This window comes from Chromobacterium fluminis, assembly GCF_011602385.1.
Lineage (GTDB): Bacteria > Pseudomonadota > Gammaproteobacteria > Burkholderiales > Chromobacteriaceae > Chromobacterium > Chromobacterium fluminis.
This window is the reverse complement of sequence record NZ_JAAOMA010000019.1, coordinates 40,545-63,335: the sequence shown is the minus strand read 5'-3', so window position 1 is coordinate 63,335 and position 22,791 is coordinate 40,545. Positions and strand designations below refer to the sequence as shown.

Annotated in this window: 25 protein-coding genes; 13 read left to right on the top strand and 12 right to left on the bottom strand. The window is 63.8% G+C overall.

Annotation, left to right across the window (positions count from 1 at the left end; all coding sequences use genetic code 11):
* Positions 1–24 precede the first annotated feature (24 nt).
* The 4 genes from HA052_RS14450 to pmbA all read right to left on the bottom strand — a co-directional run bounded on the left by HA052_RS14450 (position 25) and on the right by pmbA (position 4,356).
* Positions 25–1,164: a patatin-like phospholipase family protein gene (locus HA052_RS14450; RefSeq protein WP_081545109.1), complete on the bottom strand. Its 1,140-nt coding sequence runs from the start codon at positions 1,162–1,164 to the stop codon at positions 25–27.
* A 131-nt stretch (positions 1,165–1,295) separates the two neighbouring features.
* Positions 1,296–2,213 carry a DNA-3-methyladenine glycosylase family protein gene (locus HA052_RS14445; protein WP_206118910.1) on the bottom strand — a complete coding sequence of 306 codons (918 nt, stop codon included), beginning with the start codon at positions 2,211–2,213 and terminating at the stop codon, positions 1,296–1,298.
* Positions 2,214–2,216: 3 nt separating this feature from the next.
* Positions 2,217–2,861 carry a DNA oxidative demethylase AlkB gene (alkB, locus tag HA052_RS14440; protein ID WP_166452405.1) on the bottom strand — a complete coding sequence of 215 codons (645 nt, stop codon included), beginning with the start codon at positions 2,859–2,861 and terminating at the stop codon, positions 2,217–2,219.
* A gap of 151 nt (positions 2,862–3,012) precedes the next feature.
* Positions 3,013–4,356, bottom strand: a complete 1,344-nt coding sequence (gene pmbA / locus HA052_RS14435) for a metalloprotease PmbA (RefSeq protein WP_081545107.1) — start codon at positions 4,354–4,356, stop codon at positions 3,013–3,015.
* An 85-nt stretch (positions 4,357–4,441) separates the two neighbouring features.
* Between pmbA and yjgA the strand changes: the two genes are divergently transcribed.
* Genes yjgA through HA052_RS14410 form a run of 5 tightly spaced genes read left to right on the top strand, consistent with a single transcriptional unit; the run spans position 4,442 to position 8,480 of the window.
* Positions 4,442–4,993, top strand: a complete 552-nt coding sequence (gene yjgA / locus HA052_RS14430; protein ID WP_081545106.1) for a ribosome biogenesis factor YjgA — start codon at positions 4,442–4,444, stop codon at positions 4,991–4,993.
* Positions 4,993–5,571 carry a molybdopterin adenylyltransferase gene (gene mog, locus HA052_RS14425; RefSeq protein WP_081545105.1) on the top strand — a complete coding sequence of 193 codons (579 nt, stop codon included), beginning with the start codon at positions 4,993–4,995 and terminating at the stop codon, positions 5,569–5,571. The genes yjgA and mog overlap by 1 nt, the downstream gene beginning before the upstream one ends.
* Positions 5,572–5,574: 3 nt before the next feature.
* On the top strand, positions 5,575–6,522 hold the full coding sequence (locus HA052_RS14420) for a YheT family hydrolase (protein WP_166452404.1): 948 nt from the start codon (positions 5,575–5,577) through the stop codon (positions 6,520–6,522).
* 57 nt (positions 6,523–6,579) lie between these two features.
* The gene (locus HA052_RS14415) at positions 6,580–7,896 is read left to right on the top strand and encodes an MFS transporter (RefSeq protein ID WP_081545103.1); all 1,317 of its coding nucleotides are present in this window, start codon (positions 6,580–6,582) and stop codon (positions 7,894–7,896) included.
* A gap of 8 nt (positions 7,897–7,904) precedes the next feature.
* Positions 7,905–8,480 carry a hypothetical protein gene (locus HA052_RS14410; protein WP_166452403.1) on the top strand — a complete coding sequence of 192 codons (576 nt, stop codon included), beginning with the start codon at positions 7,905–7,907 and terminating at the stop codon, positions 8,478–8,480.
* A gap of 6 nt (positions 8,481–8,486) precedes the next feature.
* Here HA052_RS14410 and HA052_RS14405 read toward each other — a convergent pair whose 3' ends face one another.
* Complete coding sequence (locus HA052_RS14405) at positions 8,487–9,638, bottom strand: HD-GYP domain-containing protein (protein ID WP_166452402.1); 1,152 nt, start codon at positions 9,636–9,638, stop codon at positions 8,487–8,489.
* Between the two features lie 167 nt (positions 9,639–9,805).
* Between HA052_RS14405 and HA052_RS14400 the strand changes: the two genes are divergently transcribed.
* A complete protein-coding gene (locus HA052_RS14400) occupies positions 9,806–10,651 on the top strand; it encodes a dienelactone hydrolase family protein (protein WP_081545100.1) in 846 nt (281 codons plus the stop codon).
* 6 nt (positions 10,652–10,657) lie between these two features.
* On the opposite strand, the gene HA052_RS14395 is transcribed toward HA052_RS14400, so the two are convergent.
* On the bottom strand, positions 10,658–11,764 hold the full coding sequence (locus HA052_RS14395; RefSeq protein WP_166452401.1) for an HD domain-containing phosphohydrolase: 1,107 nt from the start codon (positions 11,762–11,764) through the stop codon (positions 10,658–10,660).
* A gap of 142 nt (positions 11,765–11,906) precedes the next feature.
* Here HA052_RS14395 and HA052_RS14390 point away from each other — a divergent pair, with 142 nt between their 5' ends.
* The 4 genes from HA052_RS14390 to HA052_RS14375 all read left to right on the top strand — a co-directional run bounded on the left by HA052_RS14390 (position 11,907) and on the right by HA052_RS14375 (position 14,404).
* The gene (locus HA052_RS14390) at positions 11,907–12,506 is read left to right on the top strand and encodes an HD domain-containing protein (protein ID WP_166452400.1); all 600 of its coding nucleotides are present in this window, start codon (positions 11,907–11,909) and stop codon (positions 12,504–12,506) included.
* Positions 12,507–12,744: 238 nt separating this feature from the next.
* Positions 12,745–12,948: a cold-shock protein gene (locus tag HA052_RS14385; RefSeq protein ID WP_019101682.1), complete on the top strand. Its 204-nt coding sequence runs from the start codon at positions 12,745–12,747 to the stop codon at positions 12,946–12,948.
* A gap of 80 nt (positions 12,949–13,028) precedes the next feature.
* Complete coding sequence (locus HA052_RS14380; protein WP_081545097.1) at positions 13,029–13,589, top strand: DUF1415 domain-containing protein; 561 nt, start codon at positions 13,029–13,031, stop codon at positions 13,587–13,589.
* An 80-nt stretch (positions 13,590–13,669) separates the two neighbouring features.
* Complete coding sequence (locus tag HA052_RS14375) at positions 13,670–14,404, top strand: hypothetical protein (RefSeq protein ID WP_166452399.1); 735 nt, start codon at positions 13,670–13,672, stop codon at positions 14,402–14,404.
* A 61-nt stretch (positions 14,405–14,465) separates the two neighbouring features.
* Here the strand turns inward: HA052_RS14375 and HA052_RS14370 are convergent, their stop codons facing one another.
* From HA052_RS14370 to HA052_RS14360, 3 genes are all read right to left on the bottom strand, one after another.
* Positions 14,466–15,041 (bottom strand): lysophospholipid acyltransferase family protein, encoded by a 576-nt coding sequence (locus HA052_RS14370; protein ID WP_081545095.1) that lies wholly within the window; start codon positions 15,039–15,041, stop codon positions 14,466–14,468.
* 195 nt (positions 15,042–15,236) lie between these two features.
* Positions 15,237–15,863: a helix-turn-helix transcriptional regulator gene (locus tag HA052_RS14365; RefSeq protein ID WP_166452398.1), complete on the bottom strand. Its 627-nt coding sequence runs from the start codon at positions 15,861–15,863 to the stop codon at positions 15,237–15,239.
* A gap of 8 nt (positions 15,864–15,871) precedes the next feature.
* Positions 15,872–17,095 (bottom strand): MFS transporter, encoded by a 1,224-nt coding sequence (locus HA052_RS14360; RefSeq protein WP_166452397.1) that lies wholly within the window; start codon positions 17,093–17,095, stop codon positions 15,872–15,874.
* Positions 17,096–17,312: 217 nt separating this feature from the next.
* Here HA052_RS14360 and HA052_RS14355 point away from each other — a divergent pair, with 217 nt between their 5' ends.
* The 3 genes from HA052_RS14355 to HA052_RS14345 all read left to right on the top strand — a co-directional run bounded on the left by HA052_RS14355 (position 17,313) and on the right by HA052_RS14345 (position 19,692).
* Positions 17,313–17,540: a YMGG-like glycine zipper-containing protein gene (locus HA052_RS14355; RefSeq protein ID WP_081545093.1), complete on the top strand. Its 228-nt coding sequence runs from the start codon at positions 17,313–17,315 to the stop codon at positions 17,538–17,540.
* Between the two features lie 96 nt (positions 17,541–17,636).
* Positions 17,637–19,004: a deoxyguanosinetriphosphate triphosphohydrolase gene (locus tag HA052_RS14350; protein ID WP_240937370.1), complete on the top strand. Its 1,368-nt coding sequence runs from the start codon at positions 17,637–17,639 to the stop codon at positions 19,002–19,004.
* Positions 19,005–19,050: 46 nt separating this feature from the next.
* A complete protein-coding gene (locus tag HA052_RS14345) occupies positions 19,051–19,692 on the top strand; it encodes a histidine phosphatase family protein (protein ID WP_166452396.1) in 642 nt (213 codons plus the stop codon).
* Between the two features lie 42 nt (positions 19,693–19,734).
* Here HA052_RS14345 and HA052_RS14340 read toward each other — a convergent pair whose 3' ends face one another.
* The 3 genes from HA052_RS14340 to HA052_RS14330 are packed head-to-tail and all read right to left on the bottom strand — an operon-like array spanning position 19,735 to position 22,790.
* Positions 19,735–20,355, bottom strand: a complete 621-nt coding sequence (locus HA052_RS14340; RefSeq protein WP_166452395.1) for an SCO family protein — start codon at positions 20,353–20,355, stop codon at positions 19,735–19,737.
* A gap of 1 nt (position 20,356) precedes the next feature.
* A complete protein-coding gene (locus tag HA052_RS14335) occupies positions 20,357–20,767 on the bottom strand; it encodes a hypothetical protein (RefSeq protein WP_166452394.1) in 411 nt (136 codons plus the stop codon).
* Positions 20,768–20,774: 7 nt separating this feature from the next.
* On the bottom strand, positions 20,775–22,790 hold the full coding sequence (locus HA052_RS14330) for an RICIN domain-containing protein (RefSeq protein WP_081545088.1): 2,016 nt from the start codon (positions 22,788–22,790) through the stop codon (positions 20,775–20,777).
* Position 22,791: the final 1 nt, after the last annotated feature.

Below are 22,791 nucleotides of genomic sequence, written 5' to 3'. Positions count from 1 at the left end.
GAGGATTCAGAACCGCGCCGGGGCTTAAAGTTCCAGGAAACGGCGGATAGCCTCTTTCTGATGCAAGGCATCCTTATAGCCCAAGGCGATCAACTCGCGGGTATAGCCCGGCTCAAACAGCAAATACGTGGCCAAGGCGGTGCCCCGGTGACGGGTGGCCCCGGTGCCCTTCATCAGGAAGCGCAGCAAGGGCGGGAACAGCCGGGTGTGCTTGTAGGCGATGCCCTCCAGCGATTTGCTGGGGTTGAGCATGAAGATATCCACTTTGCGCAACTGAGTCTGGCGCGCCAACTCTTCGTGGCTTTGCAACAGCGACACGGTATGGTTGACCCGGGTCAGCCGCTCCATGTCCACCGACATGCTGTCGATGAACACGCTGTTGAGCAGATGGCCGAAAATCTGCGCCGGCGACGGATAAAAACCGCTGTGGCGGCGTTCTATGGTGTCCGGCCGCTTGCTGGCCAAGCCAACCACGAACAGCTTTTCCGCCCCCAGGTGCAAGGCCGGCGACAAGGGCGACAACTGACGCACCGCGCCGTCGCAGTAAAACTTCTCCCCTATGCACACCGAGGGGAAAATCAAGGGAATGGCCGAGGTGGCCATCATGTGCTCGATATTGATGCGCTCGCGCATGCCCAGCCGCTGATAGCGCTCCCACTCCTCCAAGCTGTCCGCGCCCTGGAAAAAGGTGACCGACATCCCAGTGGTGTAACACGAGGCCGTCAGCGCCAGCGCCTTGAGCGCACCGTGGCGAACAGAATGGTCTATGCCCTCGAACACCATGACCTTGGTCAGCAGTTCACGCAGCGGGGCGTTGTCGAGAAAGCTTTTGGGGTTGCGCCACAGACGGCCGCCGGACATCACCGACAGGCCGAAATGCAAAAAGGTCTTCAGAAAATAACCGGAACTGGCGTCGTAGACATCCTGAATGTGTAGCTGTTTCCACATCTGCGCCAGCGTGGATACCGCCAGGTTGAAATTGCCGGCGCCGGAGGCCAGCGCCACCGCGTTGATCGCCCCGGCCGACGTGCCGCAGATGATGGGAAAGGGGTTGACGCGCGCATCCGGCAGCAGCCGGGAGATTCCCAGCAACACCCCCACTTGGTAAGCCGCGCGCGCGCCGCCGCCCGACAATACCAGTCCGATATCGGATTGCCTCCCCATCCCGCACCTCGCGTGGCTATATTGGCGGCGGACCGGTTCTCCGGACGCCGCACGGCCTCTTGTTCTATTTAGGCATAGTCAAACGTCGCGGCCAGCGCCAAGCCCTCACGGCGGAAATCGGTAGTACAGGCTCAATAAGCGGCCGCCGTCTGCATCGCCCATAAATGCGCCCCCACCAGCGCGCGCCACGGCGCGAAGCCTTGCAGCCACTGCTCGGTCTCGCGCGGAGACACCGCCTCGGCCCGTTCCAGCAAGCGCTGCAGGCCGCGCCGCACCGCCACGTCCCCGTGCAGCGAACCGTCCAGCCAGCCATAGCCGCGCAACAGCGCGTAGCTGACCGTCCACGGGCCGATGCCGGGCAAGGCCAGCAGCCGCGCGGCGATTTCCTCCGGCGCGCCGTCGTCCAGCCAGTCTTGCAAGGGCAGGCCGCCGTCTGCCGTCTGCCGGCTCAGTTCCAGCAAGGTTCGGGTTTTGGCGCGAGAGAAGCCGGCCAGCCCCAGTTGATCCGGCTCCAGTTCCACCACCTGCTGCGGCGACGGGTGGCATAGCAGGCCGCCGCTGTGACGGTTGCCGACCAACTGCATCAGCCTGCGCCGCAGCGAAATCGCGGCATGCACGCTGATCTGCTGGCCCGTGACCGCCCAAACCAGCGCCTCAAACGGGGTGGTGGTCTGCGGCACGCGCAAACCGGGACGCGCGGCGAGCAGCCCCGCCAGTTGGGGATGGCCGCGATGCGCGCGCTCGAAATCCGCCACCGGCTGTTCCAGCCCTAGCATGCGGCGCGCCATGCTTATCAACACGGCCTCGTCGCCGACCCGCGGCGGCGTATCCGCATCCAGGCCTACCCGCACCGTGTCCGCGGCGAAATCCATGCCAAGGCAGGCCGGCGCGCCGCGCCACAGCAAGCCCTTGCGCAAACCGTCCGCCGTCACCCGCTCGGATAGCTCCTGAGCGTCGCGGCGGTGGAAAGCCATGAAGTCCTCCCGACGGAAATCCTCGGGCAAGGACAGGGATACAGACAACGAAGTGGAGTCGGCCGGTTCAGCCATGGATCAGCGCGCCTTGCGAAAAGTCAGATTGATGCGGCGCCGCCCCAGCAACGGGTGCATCCCGTCCGCCACCGGCAACACCCCGTGGAAACGCATTCGGTCCGGCCCGCCCCACACCAACACGTCGCCATGAGCCAGCTCTACGCGGCCGGGACGCTCGGCGCGGCTAAGGCCGCCAAACAGGAAGATCGCCGGCAAGCCCAACGACACGGACACGATGGGCGCGCCGAAGTCGCGCTCGTCCTTATCCTGATGCAAGGACATCTTGGCGCCCGGCGCATAGCAATTGATCAGGCAGGCGTCCGGCTCGAAGCCGGGGAAGCCGGCCTCGGCGGCGGCCTCCTCGGCCAGGGCGCGCAACAAGGCCGGCATCGCCGGCCAAGGCTGGCCGCTGCCGGGGTCACGCTCGGCGTAGCGGTAGCCGCGCGCGTCGGACACCCAGCCGCAAGCGCCGCAGCTGGAAGTGGCTACCGACATCGCCCGTCCGCCCGGCGTCTGCATGCCGCGCGGCGGCGCTTGCCGTAGCACCGCTTCCACTTCCGCCAGCAAGACGGCGTCGATCTCGCAGGCGCGGCGATGCAATAAGGCGGCGCCGGGCGATAGGCGCTCCAGCCAGCCGCCCTCTTCCGGCGCGAACAGATCCGCCATCGCCGGCCTCAGAGCCTGTTCAAAGTCTCGCGAGCAAGAGCGAGACAAGGCGAAAACCGCTGAGAAAGCGGAATGTACATACGGTACATGAGCATTTCGAAGCGGTTTTTAACGCAGTATCGCCGATGCGCAGCAGACATTGAACAGGTTCTCAGGCCTCGCCGGCCACCATCATGCTGCGCAACAGCACCGAGCCCATCTGCCGGCCGCCGCGCTCCAGCACGTCGTTGCCCACCGCGTCTATCTGCATGAACATCTCGCGCAGATTGCCCGCGATGGTGATTTCCTCCACCGGGTGCACGATCACGCCGCGCTCCACCCAGAAGCCGGCCGCGCCGCGCGAGTAATCGCCGGTCACGGTGTTGACGCCCTGGCCCAGCAGCTCGGTCACCAGCAGGCCGGTGCCCATGGTTCGCAGCAGTTCCTCCAGGCTTTCGCCGGTGGAATGCACGACCAGATTATGCGCGCCTCCGGCGTTGCCGGTGGTCTGCATGCCCAGTTTGCGCGCAGAGTAACTGCCCAGCATATAACCCTGCAACACCCCCTTGTCCACCAGCCGGCGCGCCACCGTGGCCACGCCCTCGTTGTCGAAGGCGCCGCTGGCCATGCCGCGCAGCAAGAAGGGGTCTTCGTCTATGGTGACATTGGCCGACATCACCGGCTTGCCCAGCGAATCCAATAGGAAGGACGATTTGCGGTACAGGCTGCCGCCGCTGATGGCGGCCACCAAGTGGCTGAGCAGCGAGGCGGCTATCGGCGCCTCGAACACCACCGGATACTGCCCGGTCTTCACCTTGCGCGCGCCCAGTCGCCGCGCCGCTCGCTGGCCGGCCTTGGCGCCGATGGCTTCCGGCGCGTCCAGATCCTCACGCCGGCGCGCCGACGAATACCAGTAATCGCGCTGCATCGCGCCGCCGTCCTCGGCCACCACCGCAGCGGAAATACTGTGACGGCTGCTGGCGTAGCCGGCGATGAATCCGTGGCTGTTGGCGTAAGCGAAGTGGCTGGACTGCGACGAGGCGGTGCCGCCCTCGGAATTGCGGATGCGCGGATCGGCCGCCAGCGCCGCGGCCTCGCAGGACTTGGCCAGTTCGATGGCTTCCTCCACCGGCAGCGCCCACGGGTGGTACAAGCTGAGATCGGGAAACTCAGTGGCCATCAGCTGGGAATCGGCCAGGCCGGCGCAAGGGTCCTCGGCGGTGTAACGCGCGATATCCCGCGCCGCGCGCACCGTGTCCGCCAGCGCTTCTTCGGAAAAATCGGAGGTGCTGGCGTGGCCCTTCTTCTGCCCCAGGTAGACGGTCACGCCCACGCCCTTGTCCTGGTTGTACTCGATGGTTTCCACCTCGGACAGGCGCACGCTCACGGTCTGGCCCAGTCCTTCGGAAACGTCGGCCTCGGCGGCGCTGGCGCCTTCGGCCTTGGCCAGTTCGATGACGCGGGAGGCGATGTCCTCCAGCGCGGCCTGGCTGAAACTGAATGTCTTGTCTGCCATAGTGTCTTTCGCAATGGTCGAAACGGCCGGAGGCCTTTTCCGGTATCATACCAGCCTTGAGAAAACCGATTGAGAATTGCCAACGATGACCCATTACCAGAACGACAGCCCGGACGACGGCTACGTCAGCAAATCCCAGCGCAAGCGCGACATGGATGCGCTGCAAGACCTGGGCCGCGAACTGGTGGAGCTGTCCAAGGACACGCTGAAGAAAATGCAGCTGCCGGAAGACCTCCTCACCGCTATTCTGGACTATAAACGCTTTACCGCGCACGGCGCGCTGCGCCGCCAGCTGCAATACATCGGCAAGCTGATGCGCGATGTGGACCCGGAACCGATCCAACAATACCTGCAAATTCTCAAAGGCGAATCGTCCGAGCACATCGCCTGGCAGCACCTGCTGGAACGCTGGCGCGAACGATTGATGGAAGACGACAAGATGCTGGCCAACTTCGTCACCGACTTCCCCGCCGCAGATCCGCAGCAACTGCGTACGCTGATCCGCAACGCGCGCAAGGAAAAACAGGACAACAAACCGCCCAAGTCCTTCCGCCTGCTCTATCAGGCCGTCAAGGACGTGATCCCGGAACCGGGCAAGCCGCGCCTGCATCAGCAGGACCAAGAGGACGACGAGTAATGCTGAAAGTAGGCCTGGTCTCGATCTCCGACCGCGCCAGCAGCGGCGTGTACGAAGACAAGGGCATTCCGGCGCTGCGGGACTGGCTGGCCGCCGCGCTGGCCAGCCCCTTTGTCGTCGTCGCCCGCCTGATCCCGGACGAACAGCCGCAAATCGAAGCCGCGCTCAAGGCGCTGGTGGACGAGGAAGGCTGCCAGCTGGTGCTGACCACCGGCGGCACCGGCCCGGCCGCCCGCGACGTCACCCCCGAGGCCACGTTGGCGGTGGCGGACCGCGAGATGCCCGGCTTCGGCGAGCAGATGCGCCAGATCAGCCTGCGCTTCGTGCCCACCGCCATCCTGTCGCGCCAGGTGGGCGTGATCCGCAAGCAGGCGCTGATCCTCAACCTGCCCGGCCAGCCCAAGGCGATCAAGGAAACGCTGGAGGGCCTGCGCGACGCCGACGGCCAGGTGGAAGTGCCCGGCATCTTCGCCGCCGTGCCCTATTGCATAGATTTGCTGGACGGCCCCTATATCGAAACCCATGAAGCGGTAGTCAAAGCCTTCCGCCCCAAATCGGCTCAGAAAAAGCCGGACTGAGCCATGGCTTACCAGTCTCCCACCTGGCTGCGCGGCGGCCACGCCCAAACCATCTGGCCGGCGCTGGCGATCAAGACCCCGCGCCCCGACTACCGCCGCGAACTATGGGACACGCCGGACGGCGCCCGCATCGCGCTGGATTTTGTCGCCGGGCGGCCCGGCGCGCCGCTGGTGGTGCTATTTCACGGACTGGAAGGCAGCAGCGACAGCCACTACGCGCGCGCGCTCATGCTGGCGGTGCAGCGGCGCGGTTGGCATGGCGTAGTGCCGCATTTTCGCGGCTGCGGCGGCGTGGACAATCCCTTGCCGCGCGCCTATCACGCCGGCGACGGCGCCGAGGTGCGCTGGATTCTGAGCCGGCTGGCTCAACGCTTCCCGATCTTGGCCGCCGCCGCGGTATCACTTGGCGGCAGCATGCTGCTCAACTACCTGGCGGACGAAGGCGCGCTGGCGCTGCCGCGCGCGGCAGCGGCGGTGTCCGCGCCGCTGGACCTGGTGGCGGCCAGCACCCGACTGGACCGGGGTCTGGGCAAACTGCTTTACACCCGCATGTTCATGGGCACGCTCAAGCCCAAGGCCTTGGAATCGCTGCAACGCCATCCCGGTCTGTTCGACGAGGGCAAACTTAGCCGCGCGCGCACCTTCATCGAGTTCGACGACCTGGTCACCGCGCCCATCCACGGCTTCGGCACCGCGCTCAATTACTGGCGCAGCGCCAGCGCCAAACCGCGGCTGGGCCAGATCGCGCTCCCCACCCTGGTGCTGAACGCGCGCAACGACCCCTTCCTGCCGGAGCAGGCGCTGCCGCGTCAAACCGATGTAGCCGCCAGCGTCACCTTGGAATTTCCCCGCCACGGAGGCCATGTCGGCTTCGCTTCCGGCGCCTTCCCCGGCACGCTGGACTGGCTGCCCTCCCGCTTGCTGGGGTTCTTCGAACCGCATCTGGATTGACTGCGCGGCGCTTTCTGCGCATCTTGACGGCATTCACCCATTAAGCGAGAGCGCCGCATGAGCCCAGACTCCGTCAAGACCTCCGTTCTGCGCAAAACCTATCTGCGCATCCTCGCCCCGCTGTTCATCGCCTCCATGCTGGCCTTTCTGGATCGGGTCAACGTCAGCTACGCGGCCTTGACTATGAACGCCGACCTCGGCTTCGACGCCAAGGTCTACGGCCTTGCCGCCGGCATTTTCTTCGCCGGCTACGTGCTGTTCGAAGTGCCCGGAGCGATTCTGGCCGAGCGCTGGAGCCCCAGTCGCTGGATCGCGCGCATCCTGTTTTCCTGGGGAGCGGTCAGCATGCTGCTGGGCCTGGTGCAGAACGAATGGCAGTTCTATCTGCTGCGCTTTATGCTGGGCGTGTGCGAAGCCAGCTTCTACCCGGTGATCTACGCCTCGGTGATCCCGCGCTGGTTCGTCGCGGAAACCCGCTCCCGCGCCATTTCCATCACCCTGTGTTCGCTGCTGGTCTCCGCCATCGTCGGCGCGCCGCTGGCCGGCTGGATGGTGGGCTTGCAACCCTTCGGCCTCAAGGGCTGGCAAAGCCTGTTCCTGCTGGAAGGCGGCGTCACTGTGCTTTACGGCTTCGCCATACTGCTGTGGCTACGGGACGATCCGGCCCAGGCCGCCTGGCTGAACACAGAGGAAAAACGCTATCTGATCAACGCCCTGCGGGCGGAGATAGCCGTCACGCGCCAACAACAACCGGCCACGCTGCGCCAGGCGCTGGCGCAGCCGGCGGTGCTGCGGCTGTGCCTGATCTATTTTCTATGGATTACCGGTTTCTGGGGCTTCAGTTTCTGGATGCCCACGGTGATCAAGAACGCCTCAGGCTGGTCGCCGCTGGCCATCGGCCTCGCCTCCGCCGTGCCCATGCTGGCGGCCCTGGCCGCCATGCTGTGGCTGGGCCATTCCTCGTCCCGCCGCGGGGAAAAGCGCTGGCATGTGGCGCTGCCCCTCTTGCTCGCCGCCGCCGGCTTCCTGATCGGCGCGCTGAGCGACAATATCGCCGTGGCGCTGCTCTCCGTCACCGTCGTCGCCATCGGCGTCTACAGCCCGATGGGCGTGTGGTGGTCCATCCCCACCACGTTTCTGACCGGCACGCTGGCGGCGGGCGCCATCGGTTTGATCAATTCCGTGGGCAATGTCGGCGGTTTCATCGGCCCCTATGCGCTGGGCTTGATCGAGGCCGCCACCGGCAGCCACACACTGGCTTACTTCTGGCTCAGCGGTTCGCTGCTGCTCAGCGCGCTCTTGGTGCTTGGCTTGAAGCCGCAAGCGCAAACAGCGGACAATTCAAGTCAAACCGCCGCTTCCGGCGGACGATAGGAAGAACCATGCCGACACGAATCTTAGCCCTCGCCCTCACCTTCTGCTCTTTGCTGCTCTCCGCTTGCGCCGGCATAGCCGAGCGTCTGCACGGCTCGCTGGAGCCGCCGGCCGAGCGCGGCTACGCCATTCTGTCCCTGACCGGCACATCCGCCAACCCGGACAGCGCGACGCTGGGCCTGGATATCGCCAACGCCTCCGGCCGCGTCGTGGCCGCCGACAGCGCCAGCCTGCTGACCGACACCGTGTTCGGCGAGCAGGGCAAATCCATGGCGGAGGGCAAATTGATGCTGTTCACGCTGGAGCCGGGCCAGTATCGGGTAGAGCAAGTCTGGGCCAACTGGCTGGAGGACGGGGCCTGGGGCGTCAGCCGCAAAATGCGCGGCTTCCGCCTGGCCGCGCCGTTCGAAGTGAAGCGCGGCGAGGCGGTCTATTTGGGCAATGTGGATGTGGAAATGAGTTTTTTGCCGGAAGCGCGGCTACGCGACGAGTCCGAACGCGATCTCGCGCACATCCGTCGCATCTGGAAAATCAAGGAGGTATCCGGCATTCAACTGCGACCGCTGGGCGAGGCTCGACCCTGAGCCCGCTCACTTCTGCCACAGCTTGGACAGATAAGCCGGCTTCACCACCGCTGCCGACAACGGCGCCGCCTCCAGCACCCGGTAAGCGTTCTGCCGGGTATCGCGCAGCAACGCGTCGGCGTAGGGCGCGCCGTCCAGCTTGCGCAAAGCCGCCACGCGCGGCGCGTTGGCCTTGTCGCTGCGGTGGGTCACCACGCCGATCTCGTTGCTGGCCAGCTTGACGAAACTGCCGGGCGGGTACACGCCCAGCTCCTTGATCAACAAGGCCGCGTGCTGCGGATCGAAATCGCCCAGCTCACCGCGATACAGGCTGCCAATCACCAAAGCCGGCAGCGCCGGCTGCGGCTGATGTATACAGGAACACAACACATCCACCATGTGCAGCAGGGCCGCGTCCGGGTGGATGTCCTCGCCGCGCAGCCCTTGCGGGTAGCCGTCGCCGCCGCGTTGCTCCTGGTGGGTCTGCACCAATAGATGCCAATGTTCGTCCACCACGCCGGCCTCGCGCAAAATGGCGGAACCGACAATGGGATGGGCGTAGAGATCATCGCGCTGCGCGGCGTCCGGCGGCGTTTGCTGCCGCGATAGTTGATTCAACAAGCCGGTGATCGCCACATTCATGCTCAAGGCCGCGCCCACTACCGCTTGCAAGCGCGCCTCCTCCATGCCCAGCCGCCGGCCCAGCACCGCCATGATCGCCGCCACATGCACGCTATGGGCGCTGCCGATGTCGCGATAGGGCGTCAGCAGCACGCTGGCCAACACCCCGTCCGGCTGCTTGCAAGCCAGCCGGATCAACGCGTCCGCCATGTCCGCCAGCCTCCCGGCCAGGCCCGGCACCGCCAAGCCGTGCAATAGCAGGCCCTCGGCGCGGCGGGTCTGGAAGCCCAACTCCATGATGGGATTGGGCTGCACCTGCGCCGCGGCCTCTTTTTCACGCTGCGCCGCGCGCTCCAGCTGTTCGCGCTCCAAGCGCGCCGCCACCTCCTCGCTGTTGCCGTGCGCCAGCGTCACCAGCCGCTCGCGCTGCTCCGGCGTCAGCACGTAATGACCTTTTTTCAGCAGCAGCAGGCCGTTTTTGGCGTACACGTCAACCGGCAGTTGCTGGCCGATGCGCAAGAAGCTGGTAGGCAGCTTCACTTTGAAGGAGTCCGGCATAATCTATTTACGTTTCGTTAAGTCATGCTTCAATGGCTGTGAATAATGCCGCATTCCATCGGCCTAAGGAAGCCCCCGAGGACCCGCTCTCGCGCCGGCTTGCCAGGCAATGTCAATGACATTAATCTAGTTGCTTCTATCCAATCACCTTGTTGGAGAATGCCGTTATGACAAGCAATCGACGCGTCGACGCTTCGCGCAGGGACTTCTTGAACAGCGCCGTGGGCGTGGGCTTCGCCCTGGCGGTACAGCCCATCGCCGCCAGCGCCATTCTCACCGACGGCGATGGCCTCAGCGCCGGCGCGGTGGAAATTCCGACCGGGCCGGCCGTCATGCCCGGCTACGCAGCCAAGCCTTCCGCCGCCGCCGGCCCCTTGCCGGTAGTGCTGGTGGTTCAGGAAATCTTCGGCGTGCACGAACATATCCGCGATCTGTGCCGCCGGCTGGCCAAGGCCGGCTATCTGGCGGTAGCACCCGAACTGTATTTCCGCCAGGGCGACCCCAGCAAGGTCGCCAGCATCGGCGAACTGGTCAGCGGCCTGGTCAGCAAGGTGCCGGACAAGCAGGTGATGGCAGATCTGGACGCCACGCTGGCCTGGGCCGGCGGCCACGGCGGCGACGTCAAGCGCGCGGCCATCACCGGCTTTTGCTGGGGCGGACGCCAAGTATGGCTGTACGCTGCGCATAATCCCGCGCTCAAAGCCGGCGCCGCCTGGTACGGGCGGCTGCAAGGAGAGACCGGCGCCAATACACCGCGCCAGCCGCTGGACATTGTCGCGCAGTTGCATGCGCCGGTACTCGGGCTTTACGGCGGGCTGGACAAAGGTATTCCTCTGGAGTCGGTGGACAAGATGAAGGCCGCGCTGCGCGCCGCCGGCCAACCCTCCGAAATCGTGGTTTACCCTGAGGCCGACCACGGCTTCAACGCCGACTATCGTCCGACTTACAATGCCTCCGCCGCCAACGACGGCTGGCGGCGCATGCTGCAATGGTTCAAACAACACGGCGTCTGACACCAACTAATCTCCCGGCGGCCGTTTGGCGCAAGCCGCCAACCGCATGCGGATCACCTGATTGAAGCGCGCCAGCCAAAAGGGATCGAACTGACGCTCCGAGGCGTTGATCTCGGCGATGGCGCGCATCATCGAATGACGCAAACCGCGATGCGAGTGCTTCAAAGTCACCGCCTCGAACGCGTCAACCAGAGCCAGAATAAGCGCGCCGCTGCAAATTTCCTCGCCGTGCAGGCCATGCGGATAGCCCTTGCCGTCGGGCATCTCGTGATGCTGGGCCACGATGCGCGCCGCATCGGCCCAGGCCGGCATCCGCTCCAGCAGGCCCGCCGCCCAACCCGGGTGTTCCGCCATCTGGCGGCGCTCGGACTCGCTCATCCGCCCCACTTTCAGCCAGAACGACTCCGGCAACAGCATCATGCCGATATCGTGCATATACACCGCCGCCTCCAGCTGCCTATCGTCCACCATCCCCGGCGCCTGGCGGCTGGCCTCCAGCGCCAGTTCCAGATTGCGCTCGGTACGGCCCTGGAACTGCGGCAAGCGCTGTTCGAACTGCAGAGCCAATATCCGAAAAAACGCCAAATCGCCCTGGCTGAGCTGCGCGGCGGCGTCCGCCGGCGTTTCCGACTCGATCACATGCAAGGGAATGCCGGTGATCTGCTCCACCAGTTGCTGACAACGCTGCAACAACTCGCCAACCGGGCACTCCGCCACCTGACTCAACGCCCGCATCAGCAGGGGCAGTTGCAGGTCGTCCAGCAATTCGTGGTTTTCCAGGGCGTCCAGCGCCAGGCCCAAACGGTCCATCACCAGCAGCATGACGTCGCCTATCGAATCCTCATAGCTCACTTCGCCGCTGCGCAGCCTCTCCAGCAGGCTTTCCAGCGAATGGACGAAAGGCACCACAAAGCGCACCTGGCACATGCTGGCGTCGCCCTTGATGCTGTGCAGCAAACGAAACAGCTGATCGATCTGCGCGGCGTCGGTGTCGCCGAAACCCAGTTGGCAAACTAGATGCTCAACCTGCGGCGCGTAATCGCTCATCACTTCCATGAAATCGTGAAACGCCTCAGGCTCCACGATCTCCAGCGTCAGCTCCTGCTTGCCCATGCCCTCTCCCATTTTCAATGCCCCTTCATTTCAGTATATGCAGCATGCGGCAAAGCGTGCGACAGCGCCCTTTCCAAACCACCACGCGCCGCGCATAATTTGCGCCCTCGGCGCATCGCCCGCCTATCCGCCTTATATTCCCATGCAAAACCAACTGCAAACGCTGCAACAGCACATCGCCTTCATTATTGAAGTGGACAAACTCAAAACGGTCCTGCGCAAAACCAAGGCCGCTTATGTGAACCGCTACGAGAATTCGGCGGAACACAGCTGGCAGATCGCCCTCTTCGCTCTCAATCTGCGCGACTTCGCCGCTGAGCCGGTGGACATCGACAAAGTCGTGCGCATGTTGTTGATTCACGACCTGGGCGAGATCGACACCGGCGACACCATCGTCTATGCCGCGGACGGCGCCGCCGAACGCGAAGCGGAAGAGTTGGCCGCGATGCGCCGCATCCTGGGTCTATTGCCCCAGCCCATCGCCGCGGACCTGCTGGCCTTGTGGCAAGAGTTCGAGGCACGCAAAACTCCTGAAGCGCGCTTCGCCCGCGCGATAGACCGTTTGATGCCCATCTTGCTCAATCTGCAATCCGGCGGCCAGAGTTGGCGTGAAAACGGGGTCAGCAAGCAACAAGTGCTGAGCATGGCGGTGGGCAAGGTGGAGGACGGCTGTCCGCTGGCGGCGGACTGGTTGCGCGCGGAATTGGACCGAGCGGAGCAAGCCGGTTGCTTCGGAGCCTGACTCCAAACCATAAAAACCGGCAGAAATACCAGGGTATCCTGAAAAAACAGGATAAAAACCCTTTCGGCCATGCAGAAAACGCTTGCCATGTCCCGGAACTATAGGCACTATTCCTGCCGCAGGATGCTCAAGTTGTGGATGTGTTGTTGTCGTAGTGGCATTAAGTCCGTACCTCAGTCGCCATTTCCCTTGAACTTCGTGCCTTTTATTCAACTGCTCGTTTTGAGGAATTAACAAAATGGCAACCGGTACCGTTAAGTGGTTCAACGACTCCAAAGGTTTTGGCTTTATCACCCCGGATGAAGGCGGCGACGACGTGTTCGCTCACTTCTCCCAGATCAATGCCAAAGGCTTCCGCACCCTGGCTGAAAACCAGCGCGTTAGCTTTGACGTCGTAGACGGCCCGAAAGGCAAACAAGCCTCCAACATCCAGCCCATCTAATCCCCGCGATTAGTCAGCTTGATGAAAACCCGGCCTCGCGCCGGGTTTTTTGCATTCACGCTTCAACGCAAGGAACCCCCATGTCCGTCTCCGACGATCACGAACACATCATCGCCGTCACTCGCGACTGGCTGGAAAAAGCGGTGATAGGGCTCAATCTCTGTCCGTTCGCCAAGAGCGTCTACGTGAAAAATCAGGTGCGCTACGTGGTCAGCGACGCCGCCCAGCCGGATCAGTTGGCGCAAGAACTCGCCTCCGAACTGCGTCTACTGGCCGACAGCAGCCCGGACGAGATCGACACCACCTTGCTGATCCACCCGCGCGCACTGCAACGCTTTCTGGATTTCAACGACTTTCTCGATATCGCCGACGCCATCGTGGAAGACATGGGACTGGACGGCGAGCTGCAAGTCGCCAGTTTCCACCCCAAGTTCCAGTTTGAAGGCACCGGCGTCAACGATATCGAGAACTTCACCAACCGCGCGCCCTACCCGACCTTGCACCTGCTGCGCGAAGCCAGCATCGGCCGCGCGGTGGAAGCCTTCCCGCAGGCGGAAGCCATCTATGAAAAGAATATCGAAACGCTGAAACAGCTGGGCCTGGACGGCTGGAAGGCGCTGTTCGCCGGCAAAACGCCGTAAGCGGACGCGCGCCGCGCATTGCCAAGCCCGCCGCGGGCGTGGTACACCAACGGGCATTCCACTTCTGGAGCTCCATTCCCATGTCGCTCAGGCCCTTGCTGCCGCTCGCCGCTCTACTTCTAAGCGCCTGCGCTTACACCCCGGTGCAGAAACCCGTCGCCGGCGACGACTTCCGCGGCAACGAGCTGGGACAGAGCAGCGCCAACCGCACGGCCAATCTGGCCATGCGCGACAATCTGGCCAGCTTGCAAACCCTGCTGGAAAAACTGTATAAGCGCAATCCCAGAGAATGGCGCAAGACCGGCGCGGCCGACTACCCGGCCGCGATTCGCCAGGTCATGAGCTCCATCCGCAACAACGTCCCACTGCCGGCCTTGAGCGGCCAGCGCTCCATCGCGGCGATGAGCGCGGCTTTCGACCCGGGTTTTGGCGGCGACCGGGCCGGCGCCTTGATTTACGGCATGGGCTCCATGCTGGTGGACGCCTACGGCGGACGCACCGAGCTGTTCTTGGTGCATGGACTGGACGCGCAGCAGCTGGCCAACGCCTCGCACAATCTGGAAGTGGCGGCCTGGATGCTGAACAACCGCCAGATCAGCGGCGCGCCGGTCTTGCTGTCCAATGAGATCGGCAACGTGCGCAATCTGTCCTTCGAGCGGGAATTCGGCAAGATGATGGCCAGGCTGGACCTGCTGGCGGAATTGTCGGACGAGAAACTGCGCCGCAGCGCCATAGACTTCGGCCAATCCCTGATCGCCGGCCCCTTCTTGCAATTTCTGCCGGTCAGCGCCGCCGCCCAGGCCGCGGCGCCCTGAGAACCTGTTCAAAATCTCGCGAGCAAGAGCGTGGCTTTGAACAGACGCCGCGAACGCTGACTTAGCCTCGATTCGAACGCTTGCCCACCTTGTCGGCGTAAAAGGCGCGAATACGCGGCATATCGGCGTCGATATCGCCGCTAGGCGTGAATATGGGACCGAAACCGGCCTCCTTGCGGCTGTAATCCAGATACGCCAAAGCCACCGGCACCTCCGCGCCGCAGGCGATATGATAAAAGCCGGTCTTCCATTCGGACACCGTCTTGCGCGTGCCCTCCGGCGGAATCGCCACCACCAGCCGGTCCGAACGCCGGTACACTTCCACCATCTGCTGCACCAGCGAGTTATTCTGATGTCGCTTGACCGGAATGCCGCCCAACCAACGCATCACCGGCCCCATCGGCCCGGCGAACAGCGTGTGCTTGCCCATCCAGTAAATCTTGGCCCGCGCGGCGAAACACACGGCCAGCGTCAACGGAAAATCCCAGTTGCTGGTATGCGGCGCGCCGATCAGCACGTATTTGTCCAGCTTGGGAAACTCCCCCCGCAGCTTCCAGCCGCTCAGTTTGAGCATGACGATGGACAGGCAGCGGAACAAAGGCCGGATCACGGGCGTGTCGAAAATGGTGAAATGCATGAGGGTCCTGAGCAAGGGCCTTGTCTCAGAACGGAGAGCAACCACCGAGGAGGCGCCGCCCAGCGTCGGAGCAAGCGCCAATCACGTGGAAAAACGCCGGAATGTACCTGATAAAACTATCCCGGTAAATCCGCATTGCGAAATACAATCAGCTCACGCAAGTCCATGAATTCAAAAAGCAAGCGCCGCGGCGCCTCACTCCGCCAAGGGCACGATGCGATACACGCAGCGCCGCCCGCCCTTGTCCAGCGCGTGCTCCAGCCGCCGCACTTCCGCCCCCGGCCCCAACACCCGGGCGAACAGCGCCAGTTCGGAGCGGCACAGGCCCTGACATTGGCGCGCCGCCGCGCAGATCGGGCAATGGTTTTCCAGCAACAGCCAGCCCTCGCCGTCTAGGCGCGCCTCCGCCATATAGCCCTCCTGGCTGCGTATCCGCGCCAACGCGGCCACCCGCTCCCCCAGCCCGTCCGCGCCGGACATCGCCAGCCGGTATTCCTCCTCCGACTGCGCCTCTCGCCGTTGAATCAAACTCTCCAGGCCGGACTCGCCAAACAGCTCCCTCACCTGCTCCAGCAACTGCAAGGTCAAATCCGCGTGCCGGTCCGGAAAACGGCCATGGCCGCTCTCGGTCAAGCGCCAGAGCTGGGCCGGCCGGCCCACGCCCTGAGCCAGGGTTTCCATCCTCGCCAGCCCCTTCTCCTCCAGCGCCAGCAAATGCTTGCGCGCGCCCATGCTGGTCAGTCCCAATTCCGCCGCCAGCGTCTGCGCCGTCTGAGGCCCTCGCGTTTTCAGCAGATACAGCAACCGATCCGCGCTATTCATCGCCGCGGTCACCGGACCTCCTCCGCTTCGCGGATCACGCCTTGCAGCCAGGCGGCGGCCAGGCCGCACGTCAAAGCGCCCAGGACCAGCACCAGCCGGGTGTCCAGAATGGTCAGCACGCTGCCCAGCAAGGCCACCAACACATTGGCCACGCAGAAGATCGTGGTCAGCAAGCCCATCACGCTGCCCTGCCCCAAGCTGGCGAAGCGCTCCGAACACCAGCTGGGCAGGATGGCGTTGTAAATCGCCAGCGGCACGCCCAACAACACAATCAAGCCTATGCCCGGCCAAGGCAGATCCGCCAGCAGGCTCAAACCCAGTAGGCCCAGGGCCACCCAGGCCGCATTGATGCGCGCCAGCTCCAGCGGCGCCCGTTTATGCCCAAGCTTGCCCAGCAAAACGCTGGCCGACGTCATCAATACGCACATCAGCGCCGTCACCACCGCGATGCCGCGACTGTCCAGCCGCGCGTACTCCACCAGCCACAAGGGGTAGAACTCGTAAAAAGCGTTGACCCCGACGGCGAAGGCCAGTTGCATCCAGAACAGCCGCGCCAGCAAAGGGTCCGCCGACAGCAGACGAAAAGAGTGCTGGCCGCGCATCACCTGCAGCAAGGACTGCTCCTGGTGCATGCGCTCGCCGGTTTCCGGCAGGAAGGCCAGCAGCACCCCCAGGCACAGCAGGATGGCGCCGGCCGCCAGCAGGAAAGGCACCGCCTCGCCCAAGGGCAAGGTCAAACCGCCGATCAGCGGCCCCACCAGCCAGCCGGTGTACAGCACCGCGTTGAGAATGGCGAAGGAACGCGCGCGGTCCAACTGCGGATGCAGATCCGCCACGATGGCGCGCGCCACCGCCACATTGCCCTCGGTCAGGCCGGTAACGAAACGCGCCAGCACGAACAACAGATACCAGCGGCTCCACAAGGCGTACGCCGTCAGCAAATAGCCCAGAAAGGTCAGCAACAAGGTTCCGGTCAGCACCCGCCGCCGTCCCAGCCGGTCCGACAACGCTCCAATCAAGGTGCTGCCCAGCAAAATGCCCAGCGGATTGGCGGCCAGGGCCACGCCCAACAGCAGCTTGGGCGGCAGCCCCAGGAAGTGGTTGAACGCATCCGGCGCGGAGTTCACGAAGATGGGCGCCAGAATGGGATAAGGCATGGCCACGCCGGCCGTGCTCATCAGCGCCACCAGACAGACAGTCAGTAAAATCAGCTTGGGATGGGAAACATTCATGATGCATACCAATGAGACAATGGCCCATGCTAATCTCGCCACCGCAATAAGTAAACAAATTAGTTTACTTAATATCGCGCCGCGTACTGGAAATCATCAATACAGCATATAGAATGCTGTACGTATGGTTACGAAAAGGCGCGCAGAAACAGGAACCAGATGGCATTCCAAGCGTCTCAAACTACACAAGACCTACTTTATGTTTTTGGAGACTTCCATGACTTCGATGACCAGCAAATCCGCCGTTAAAGCCATTGCCGCCAGCCTGATCGCCGTCAGCCTGCTGTCCGGTTGCGCCAATATGTCCAAGCGTCAGCAAAACACCGCCATCGGCGCGGCCGCCGGCGCCGTGCTCGGTTCCGTGCTCACCGGCGGCGACGCCATCGGCACCGTGGGCGGCGCCGCGGTGGGCGGCGTGGTCGGCAATCAGACCGGCAAACGCTAAACCCGCGACCCCATTCCAAGAGCCAGCCCCGCGCTGGCTCTTTTGTTTTGCCCGCCGCGCCCATATCATCAATACAACAGCACCACGGGCCACGCCATGACCTCCTCCGCACGCATGAATTGGGAACGACTCCTCTCCACCAAACGCTTCAAAGTCATTCAGGGCCACGTCAAGGAAACCCGCACCCCGGCCACCGAAGAAGGCAGCCCGGGCTTGCGCACCGACTTCCACATCGACCACGACCGCGTGGTGTTCTCCAGCGCCTTCCGCCGGCTGGGCCGCAAAACCCAGGTGCACCCGCTGGCGCGCCACGACCACACCCACAACCGGCTGACCCACAGCGTGGAGGTGGCCAGCGTCGGCCGCAGCCTGGGCAACCGCGTCGGCATGATGATGCAGCACGCCCACCTGCTGCCGGACAACTACACGCCGCACGACATCGGCGCCGTGGTGCAAGTGGCCTGCCTGGCTCACGACATCGGCAATCCGCCCTTCGGCCACACCGGCGAATACGCGTTGCGCGACTGGTTCCGCGCCGAACGCAACGCCCACTGGCTGCACGGTCTGGCGCCGGAGGAAATCCGCGACGTGCAGACCTACGAAGGCAACGCCCACGGCCTGCGCATGCTGGCCACGCTGGAAATGTACACCGGCGAAGGCGGCATGCGCCTGACCGCCGCCGCCCTGGGCGCACTGATCAAATACCCGTGGACATCGGACGCCGAAGCCGCCCAGGCGCGCGACAAATTCAACATCTATCGCACCGAACTGCCCTATTTCCAGCGCGTGGCCTCGGAGCTGGGCCTGCTGCCCAAGGGCATCCAGCAATGGAGCCGCCACCCGCTGTCCTACCTGATGGAGGCCGCCGACGATATCTGCTACGCCATTCTGGACCTGGAAGACGCGGTGGAGATCGGCATTCTGGACTTCAAGGAATTCGAAACCCTGTTCTCCGGCTTCACCGAATACGAACGCATCTGGGACATGCAGGACGTGCGTCAGAAATGCGGCACCCTGCGCGGCATCGCCATCGGCCGCTGCGTCAGCGAAGTGGCCGAGAAATTCATGCTGCACCACGACAGCCTGCTGCGCGGCGAATTCCCGGCCAAGGACCTGATCAATCTATGCGGCGCCCAGGTACAGGACGCGTTGATCCACGCCAAGGAGCTGGCCAGCACCCGGGTCTACCGCCACCGAACCAAGCTGGTGACCGAACTGGCCTCCTACCCGTGCATGGCGGTCATTCTGGACGCGCTGATCCCCGCCGCCCACGCCTACGTCCGCAAGGGCGCCGAACGCCTGAGCCCGCGCGAGCACCTGGCCATGGGCCTGCTGGAACAGCATATCCGCAGTGACGACAGCCTGTATCAGGCTTATATGAAAGTATTGGACTTTGTCGGCGGCATGACCGACAACTACGCCGCCAACCTGGCCCGCGACATTTCCGGCGTGGGCATTCTATAACTTCGCCCCGCCGCAATTCGGCAGTTAAAAAATCAGAAAGACAGGAATGCAGCACACCACCCGTTTTTGCATCGTCCGCCATGGCGAAACCGACTGGAACCGCGAATATCGATTGCAAGGTCACACCGACATCCCCCTCAACCCCACCGGCCAGGAACAGGCGACAAGCCTCAGCCGCGCGCTATGGCCGGGACGCTACGCCTTCGACGCGCTCTACGTCAGCGACCTGACCCGCACCCGCCAGACCGCCGCGCCGCTGCAAACGCGATTGAATCTGACGCCTACCTTCAGCGCCGAATTGCGCGAGCGCCATATGGGCGTGTTTCAGGGCCTGACCTACGCCGAGGCGGAACACAGCATCCGCGACGACTATCTGCAACTCAAATCCCGCGACCCGGACTACGACCTCAAGGGAGGGGAAAGCCTCAACGCCTTCATGGGCCGCATCCGCGACGGCTTCACCGGCATCGCCCGCCGCCATCTGGGCCAGACCCTGCTGGTGGTCACCCACGGCGGCGTGCTGGAAATGATGTACCGGCTGGCCACCGGCAAGCCGATGTCCGAAGCCCGCGACTTCCCCATCCCCAATGCGGCCTTGAACTGGCTGAGCTATAGCGACGGGCAATGGCGGCTTGAACAATGGGCCGACGAATCCCACCTGGCCGCCGCGCTGGACGAAATTCAATAGCAAGACGGCCGCGCCCCCAAGCGGGGCGCGGCCGGCCGCCAACTAAGCCAAGGCCAGCAGAGTGCGCGCGATGGTTTCCGCCGACGGCAACTCCGTTGAGCGCCACACCAAGCGGCTCTTCGAATCCACCAGCAAGACCTCCGTGTGGTGCGCGCTCAAATCCGTCCGACGCTGATTGAGCGTGGCCAGCATCAGATCCAGATCGGCCAGCTCGGGGCGGGCCGCCCGCCAGCCTGGTTTAGGCAGAAACCGGGCCAGCCACCGCCGCAACTGCTCGGGCGTATCGTTCAATGGGTCAAGACTCAACGACAATAACTGTATCCGCGCCCGCTTTGATTCCGGCAGCAAATCCTGCACTTGCCGAAACGTCGCGCCCTGGATCGGACAGACATTGGAGCAGGCGGTGAAAATCAGCTGAACCGCCGTCACGCGCCGCTGCAACATGGCGTGAAAGCTGCGCCGTTGACCATCGCTGTCATTCAGCATGAAGTCCGGCAGCGGCAACGGCGGAGAAATCTCTCCATGCGCCAGGGCCAGATTTCCGGCCCACGCGGTTTTGGCCAATGCGGCCGGCCCCGCCAGCCATAAAGGCGCCAGGCCCGCCAAGCCCATCGCAAACCTCCGCCGTCCCGGATTCAACGGCGCGCCGCCCTTGCCTTGCATGCTAATGCCCCTGTAGAAAAAGCCATAAAGCCCGGCATTCCGCCGCGCTCAGCCGGTAGCGCGGCATATCCGTGCCGATCAGGATATCGGTCGGGTCTTTCCCGCTACGCAACATCTCGCAAAAGCTCTGTTCGGTATACGCCCGCTCCGGCCCCCCGCGCCTGGCGCTGGCCTCCGTCAAGAAGCGCGCGCCCAAATCCGGCGCAAACCGGCCATCCGCCCGCGCCTGATCCTGCAAGCGATGGCAGTTGGAGCAACGCGCGTACTCGCTGTCCAAGGGGCGGTTATGGACATACAGCTGGCCGACCAAGGCGGTCTGGCCGTAGAACAGCCGGCCGCCGTCCACAGCCTCTTCGCCGCCGGCCGCGCACGACGTCCCCCACAGGGCAAGCCCGCAGACGAGCCCGCCCAAGCCGCGTTTAATTGATGGCGATGATGCGAGCGACACTGGGCACCCCTTGCGGACTCATCGCGAACAACATGTAGTAGCCCGGCAAAACCATGCCGCTATCCGCCGGAATCTGCAGGGAATAGCGCATTTCCCCAGACATTGGCGCAAGCTGCGACACCGACAAAGCGATCCGACGCTGATCGTTGTTGACCGAATGCGTCACCGCGGACAGCCTCATCAAGGCGAACTGGCTCGCCGCCTGCTGCGTTTTCACTTCGATCACGCTCCCCGGCCGCGCCTGCGTCGGCGCGGCGCTAATCACCGGCCGAGCCGCCGGGCTGCCGTCCGCGTTCAACAAATAAGGAGGGCTCAGGATCTCCGCGTTCAAGTGATTTTGCGGGCAGCCGGCGCCGCACAAGCCGCCGCCGCCGACAAACACTCGCCCATCCTGCAACAGGATCGCCGTGCTATGGTAGGTCCGCGGCACCTGCATGGGCTTCAAGGGCTGGAACACCTGTTTCGCCGAACTCCACAGCTCCGGCGTCAGCACCGCATAGGAATCCGTGAACGGCTGCGGTATCGTCTGTCCGCCCACCACCACCACGTCGCCGTCGGGCAAGGCCACCGCATTGGCGAATGCTCGGCGATAGCTCATTCCGGGCAGCGACTTCACCTTCACCTGGGCCTTGGGTCCGCCGCGGATATCGATCAGATGGGCCGAGTTGCTCGCATAGGTGGTGCCCGTGTTCTGCTGATAAGCCGGCGCGCCGCCCAGCTTCAGAATCAGGCCGGCGTCAAACATCACCGCATTGCCGTTGATGCTGTAAGGATCATTGCCGCGCGTCCCCGCCGAGACGATGCTGCCGGGTCCGCTGGTGCCTATCCAATTCATCTGAGCGCTGGGGCCGGCATGGAACACCGTCCCGCCGCTGCTGGCGAACAGCCATAAATGGTTGTCGCCGCGGTACACGCTGCCATTGGCGTCCTGCGGATCGGGACCAATCACATTGTTTTCCGGCACGCCGGCAAGCACTTTCCAATGGCCGCTGTCCCATACCTCCCCGCTGCGATTGGGCCGGCTCTTGCTGTTATAGCCGCCGCTCCAGGAACCGCCCAAAGTCAGCACCCGGCCATCCGACAACACAGTATTCGCCTCATAGCCCCGCGGGATGTTCATATTGCCGCTGGCGCTCCAACGCTTGGCCGCCCAATCGTATATCTGTGTTTTAGGGCTGCTGGAACCGCCGTTGATCAATAGATTGCCGTTGGGCAACATCGACGTGCCGGGGCAGAACAGGTTCGCGCCGGTGGTCACCACCGTCAACGGCAGCGGAGTGTTCTTCGCCGCGTCGAACAGCGCGGTATAGGTCTTGCTATTGCCATTGCCGCTGTCCCCGCTGAAGGCGTCGGGAAAATCCGCGGACCACATCATCAACTTGTTGTCCGGCAGATTGGCGACGCCCACCGGGGTGACCGGCAGAGGAATCACACCACTCCAGGCCGAAGGGAGCGCCGTGCTTTTGGCGCCGGGATAATCGAACATGAACTGGTCGTTCACCTGCGCCTTGCCCTGGCAAGGCCATTGCACCACCTTGGTTCCCTGCGTCGCAACGCCGGAGAAGATGTTCACGCACTGGCCGCTGGATGCGGACACGATATGGTAAGTACCGACATCCACCGGCTGGATTTTCCACTGGTCATTGGCCACCGCAACGCCTTGACATGGCCATTGAATCAGCTGGACGCCCTGATTGCGGCTTGAAGCCGGCACATTCAGGCACATCTGCGATTTCTGCGAGACGATGTGATAGAAACCGTTTGCCAAGGGCACAAACGTCCATTGCTCATTGCTTCCCGCCGAGCAGGGCCATTGAATGATGCCGGCCCCGGACTGGGTCGAACCACCCCCGACATTCAAGCACTGCCCGCTATTCACCGCCACGATGCCGGTGGCGGCCGCCGCGCTCACTTCAGGACACAGCAGCCATGACAAGCCGAGAACACCGCTCGCCAGCGTCATCAATCCGTTTCCAAGCTTCAACATG

Bases quoted from the DNA above. Each gene is read 5' to 3' on its own strand.
- HA052_RS14360 (WP_166452397.1), bottom strand. From the start codon at position 17,095: ATGAATGTTTCCCATCCCAAGCTGATTTTACTGACTGTCTGTCTGGTG.
- HA052_RS14445 (WP_206118910.1), bottom strand. From the start codon at position 2,213: ATGGCTGAACCGGCCGACTCCACTTCGTTGTCTGTATCCCTGTCCTTG.
- HA052_RS14385 (WP_019101682.1), top strand. From the start codon at position 12,745: ATGGCAACCGGTACCGTTAAGTGGTTCAACGACTCCAAAGGTTTTGGC.
- HA052_RS14355 (WP_081545093.1), top strand. From the start codon at position 17,313: ATGACTTCGATGACCAGCAAATCCGCCGTTAAAGCCATTGCCGCCAGC.
- HA052_RS14375 (WP_166452399.1), top strand. From the start codon at position 13,670: ATGTCGCTCAGGCCCTTGCTGCCGCTCGCCGCTCTACTTCTAAGCGCC.
- HA052_RS14330 (WP_081545088.1), bottom strand. From the start codon at position 22,790: ATGTTGAAGCTTGGAAACGGATTGATGACGCTGGCGAGCGGTGTTCTC.
- HA052_RS14400 (WP_081545100.1), top strand. From the start codon at position 9,806: ATGACAAGCAATCGACGCGTCGACGCTTCGCGCAGGGACTTCTTGAAC.
- HA052_RS14380 (WP_081545097.1), top strand. From the start codon at position 13,029: ATGTCCGTCTCCGACGATCACGAACACATCATCGCCGTCACTCGCGAC.
- HA052_RS14420 (WP_166452404.1), top strand. From the start codon at position 5,575: ATGGCTTACCAGTCTCCCACCTGGCTGCGCGGCGGCCACGCCCAAACC.
- HA052_RS14390 (WP_166452400.1), top strand. From the start codon at position 11,907: ATGCAAAACCAACTGCAAACGCTGCAACAGCACATCGCCTTCATTATT.
- HA052_RS14365 (WP_166452398.1), bottom strand. From the start codon at position 15,863: ATGAATAGCGCGGATCGGTTGCTGTATCTGCTGAAAACGCGAGGGCCT.
- HA052_RS14345 (WP_166452396.1), top strand. From the start codon at position 19,051: ATGCAGCACACCACCCGTTTTTGCATCGTCCGCCATGGCGAAACCGAC.
- alkB (WP_166452405.1), bottom strand. From the start codon at position 2,861: ATGGCGGATCTGTTCGCGCCGGAAGAGGGCGGCTGGCTGGAGCGCCTA.
- HA052_RS14395 (WP_166452401.1), bottom strand. From the start codon at position 11,764: ATGGGCAAGCAGGAGCTGACGCTGGAGATCGTGGAGCCTGAGGCGTTT.
- mog (WP_081545105.1), top strand. From the start codon at position 4,993: ATGCTGAAAGTAGGCCTGGTCTCGATCTCCGACCGCGCCAGCAGCGGC.
- HA052_RS14410 (WP_166452403.1), top strand. From the start codon at position 7,905: ATGCCGACACGAATCTTAGCCCTCGCCCTCACCTTCTGCTCTTTGCTG.
- HA052_RS14340 (WP_166452395.1), bottom strand. From the start codon at position 20,355: ATGCAAGGCAAGGGCGGCGCGCCGTTGAATCCGGGACGGCGGAGGTTT.
- pmbA (WP_081545107.1), bottom strand. From the start codon at position 4,356: ATGGCAGACAAGACATTCAGTTTCAGCCAGGCCGCGCTGGAGGACATC.
- HA052_RS14450 (WP_081545109.1), bottom strand. From the start codon at position 1,164: ATGGGGAGGCAATCCGATATCGGACTGGTATTGTCGGGCGGCGGCGCG.
- yjgA (WP_081545106.1), top strand. From the start codon at position 4,442: ATGACCCATTACCAGAACGACAGCCCGGACGACGGCTACGTCAGCAAA.
- HA052_RS14405 (WP_166452402.1), bottom strand. From the start codon at position 9,638: ATGCCGGACTCCTTCAAAGTGAAGCTGCCTACCAGCTTCTTGCGCATC.
- HA052_RS14350 (WP_240937370.1), top strand. From the start codon at position 17,637: ATGACCTCCTCCGCACGCATGAATTGGGAACGACTCCTCTCCACCAAA.
- HA052_RS14370 (WP_081545095.1), bottom strand. From the start codon at position 15,041: ATGCATTTCACCATTTTCGACACGCCCGTGATCCGGCCTTTGTTCCGC.
- HA052_RS14415 (WP_081545103.1), top strand. From the start codon at position 6,580: ATGAGCCCAGACTCCGTCAAGACCTCCGTTCTGCGCAAAACCTATCTG.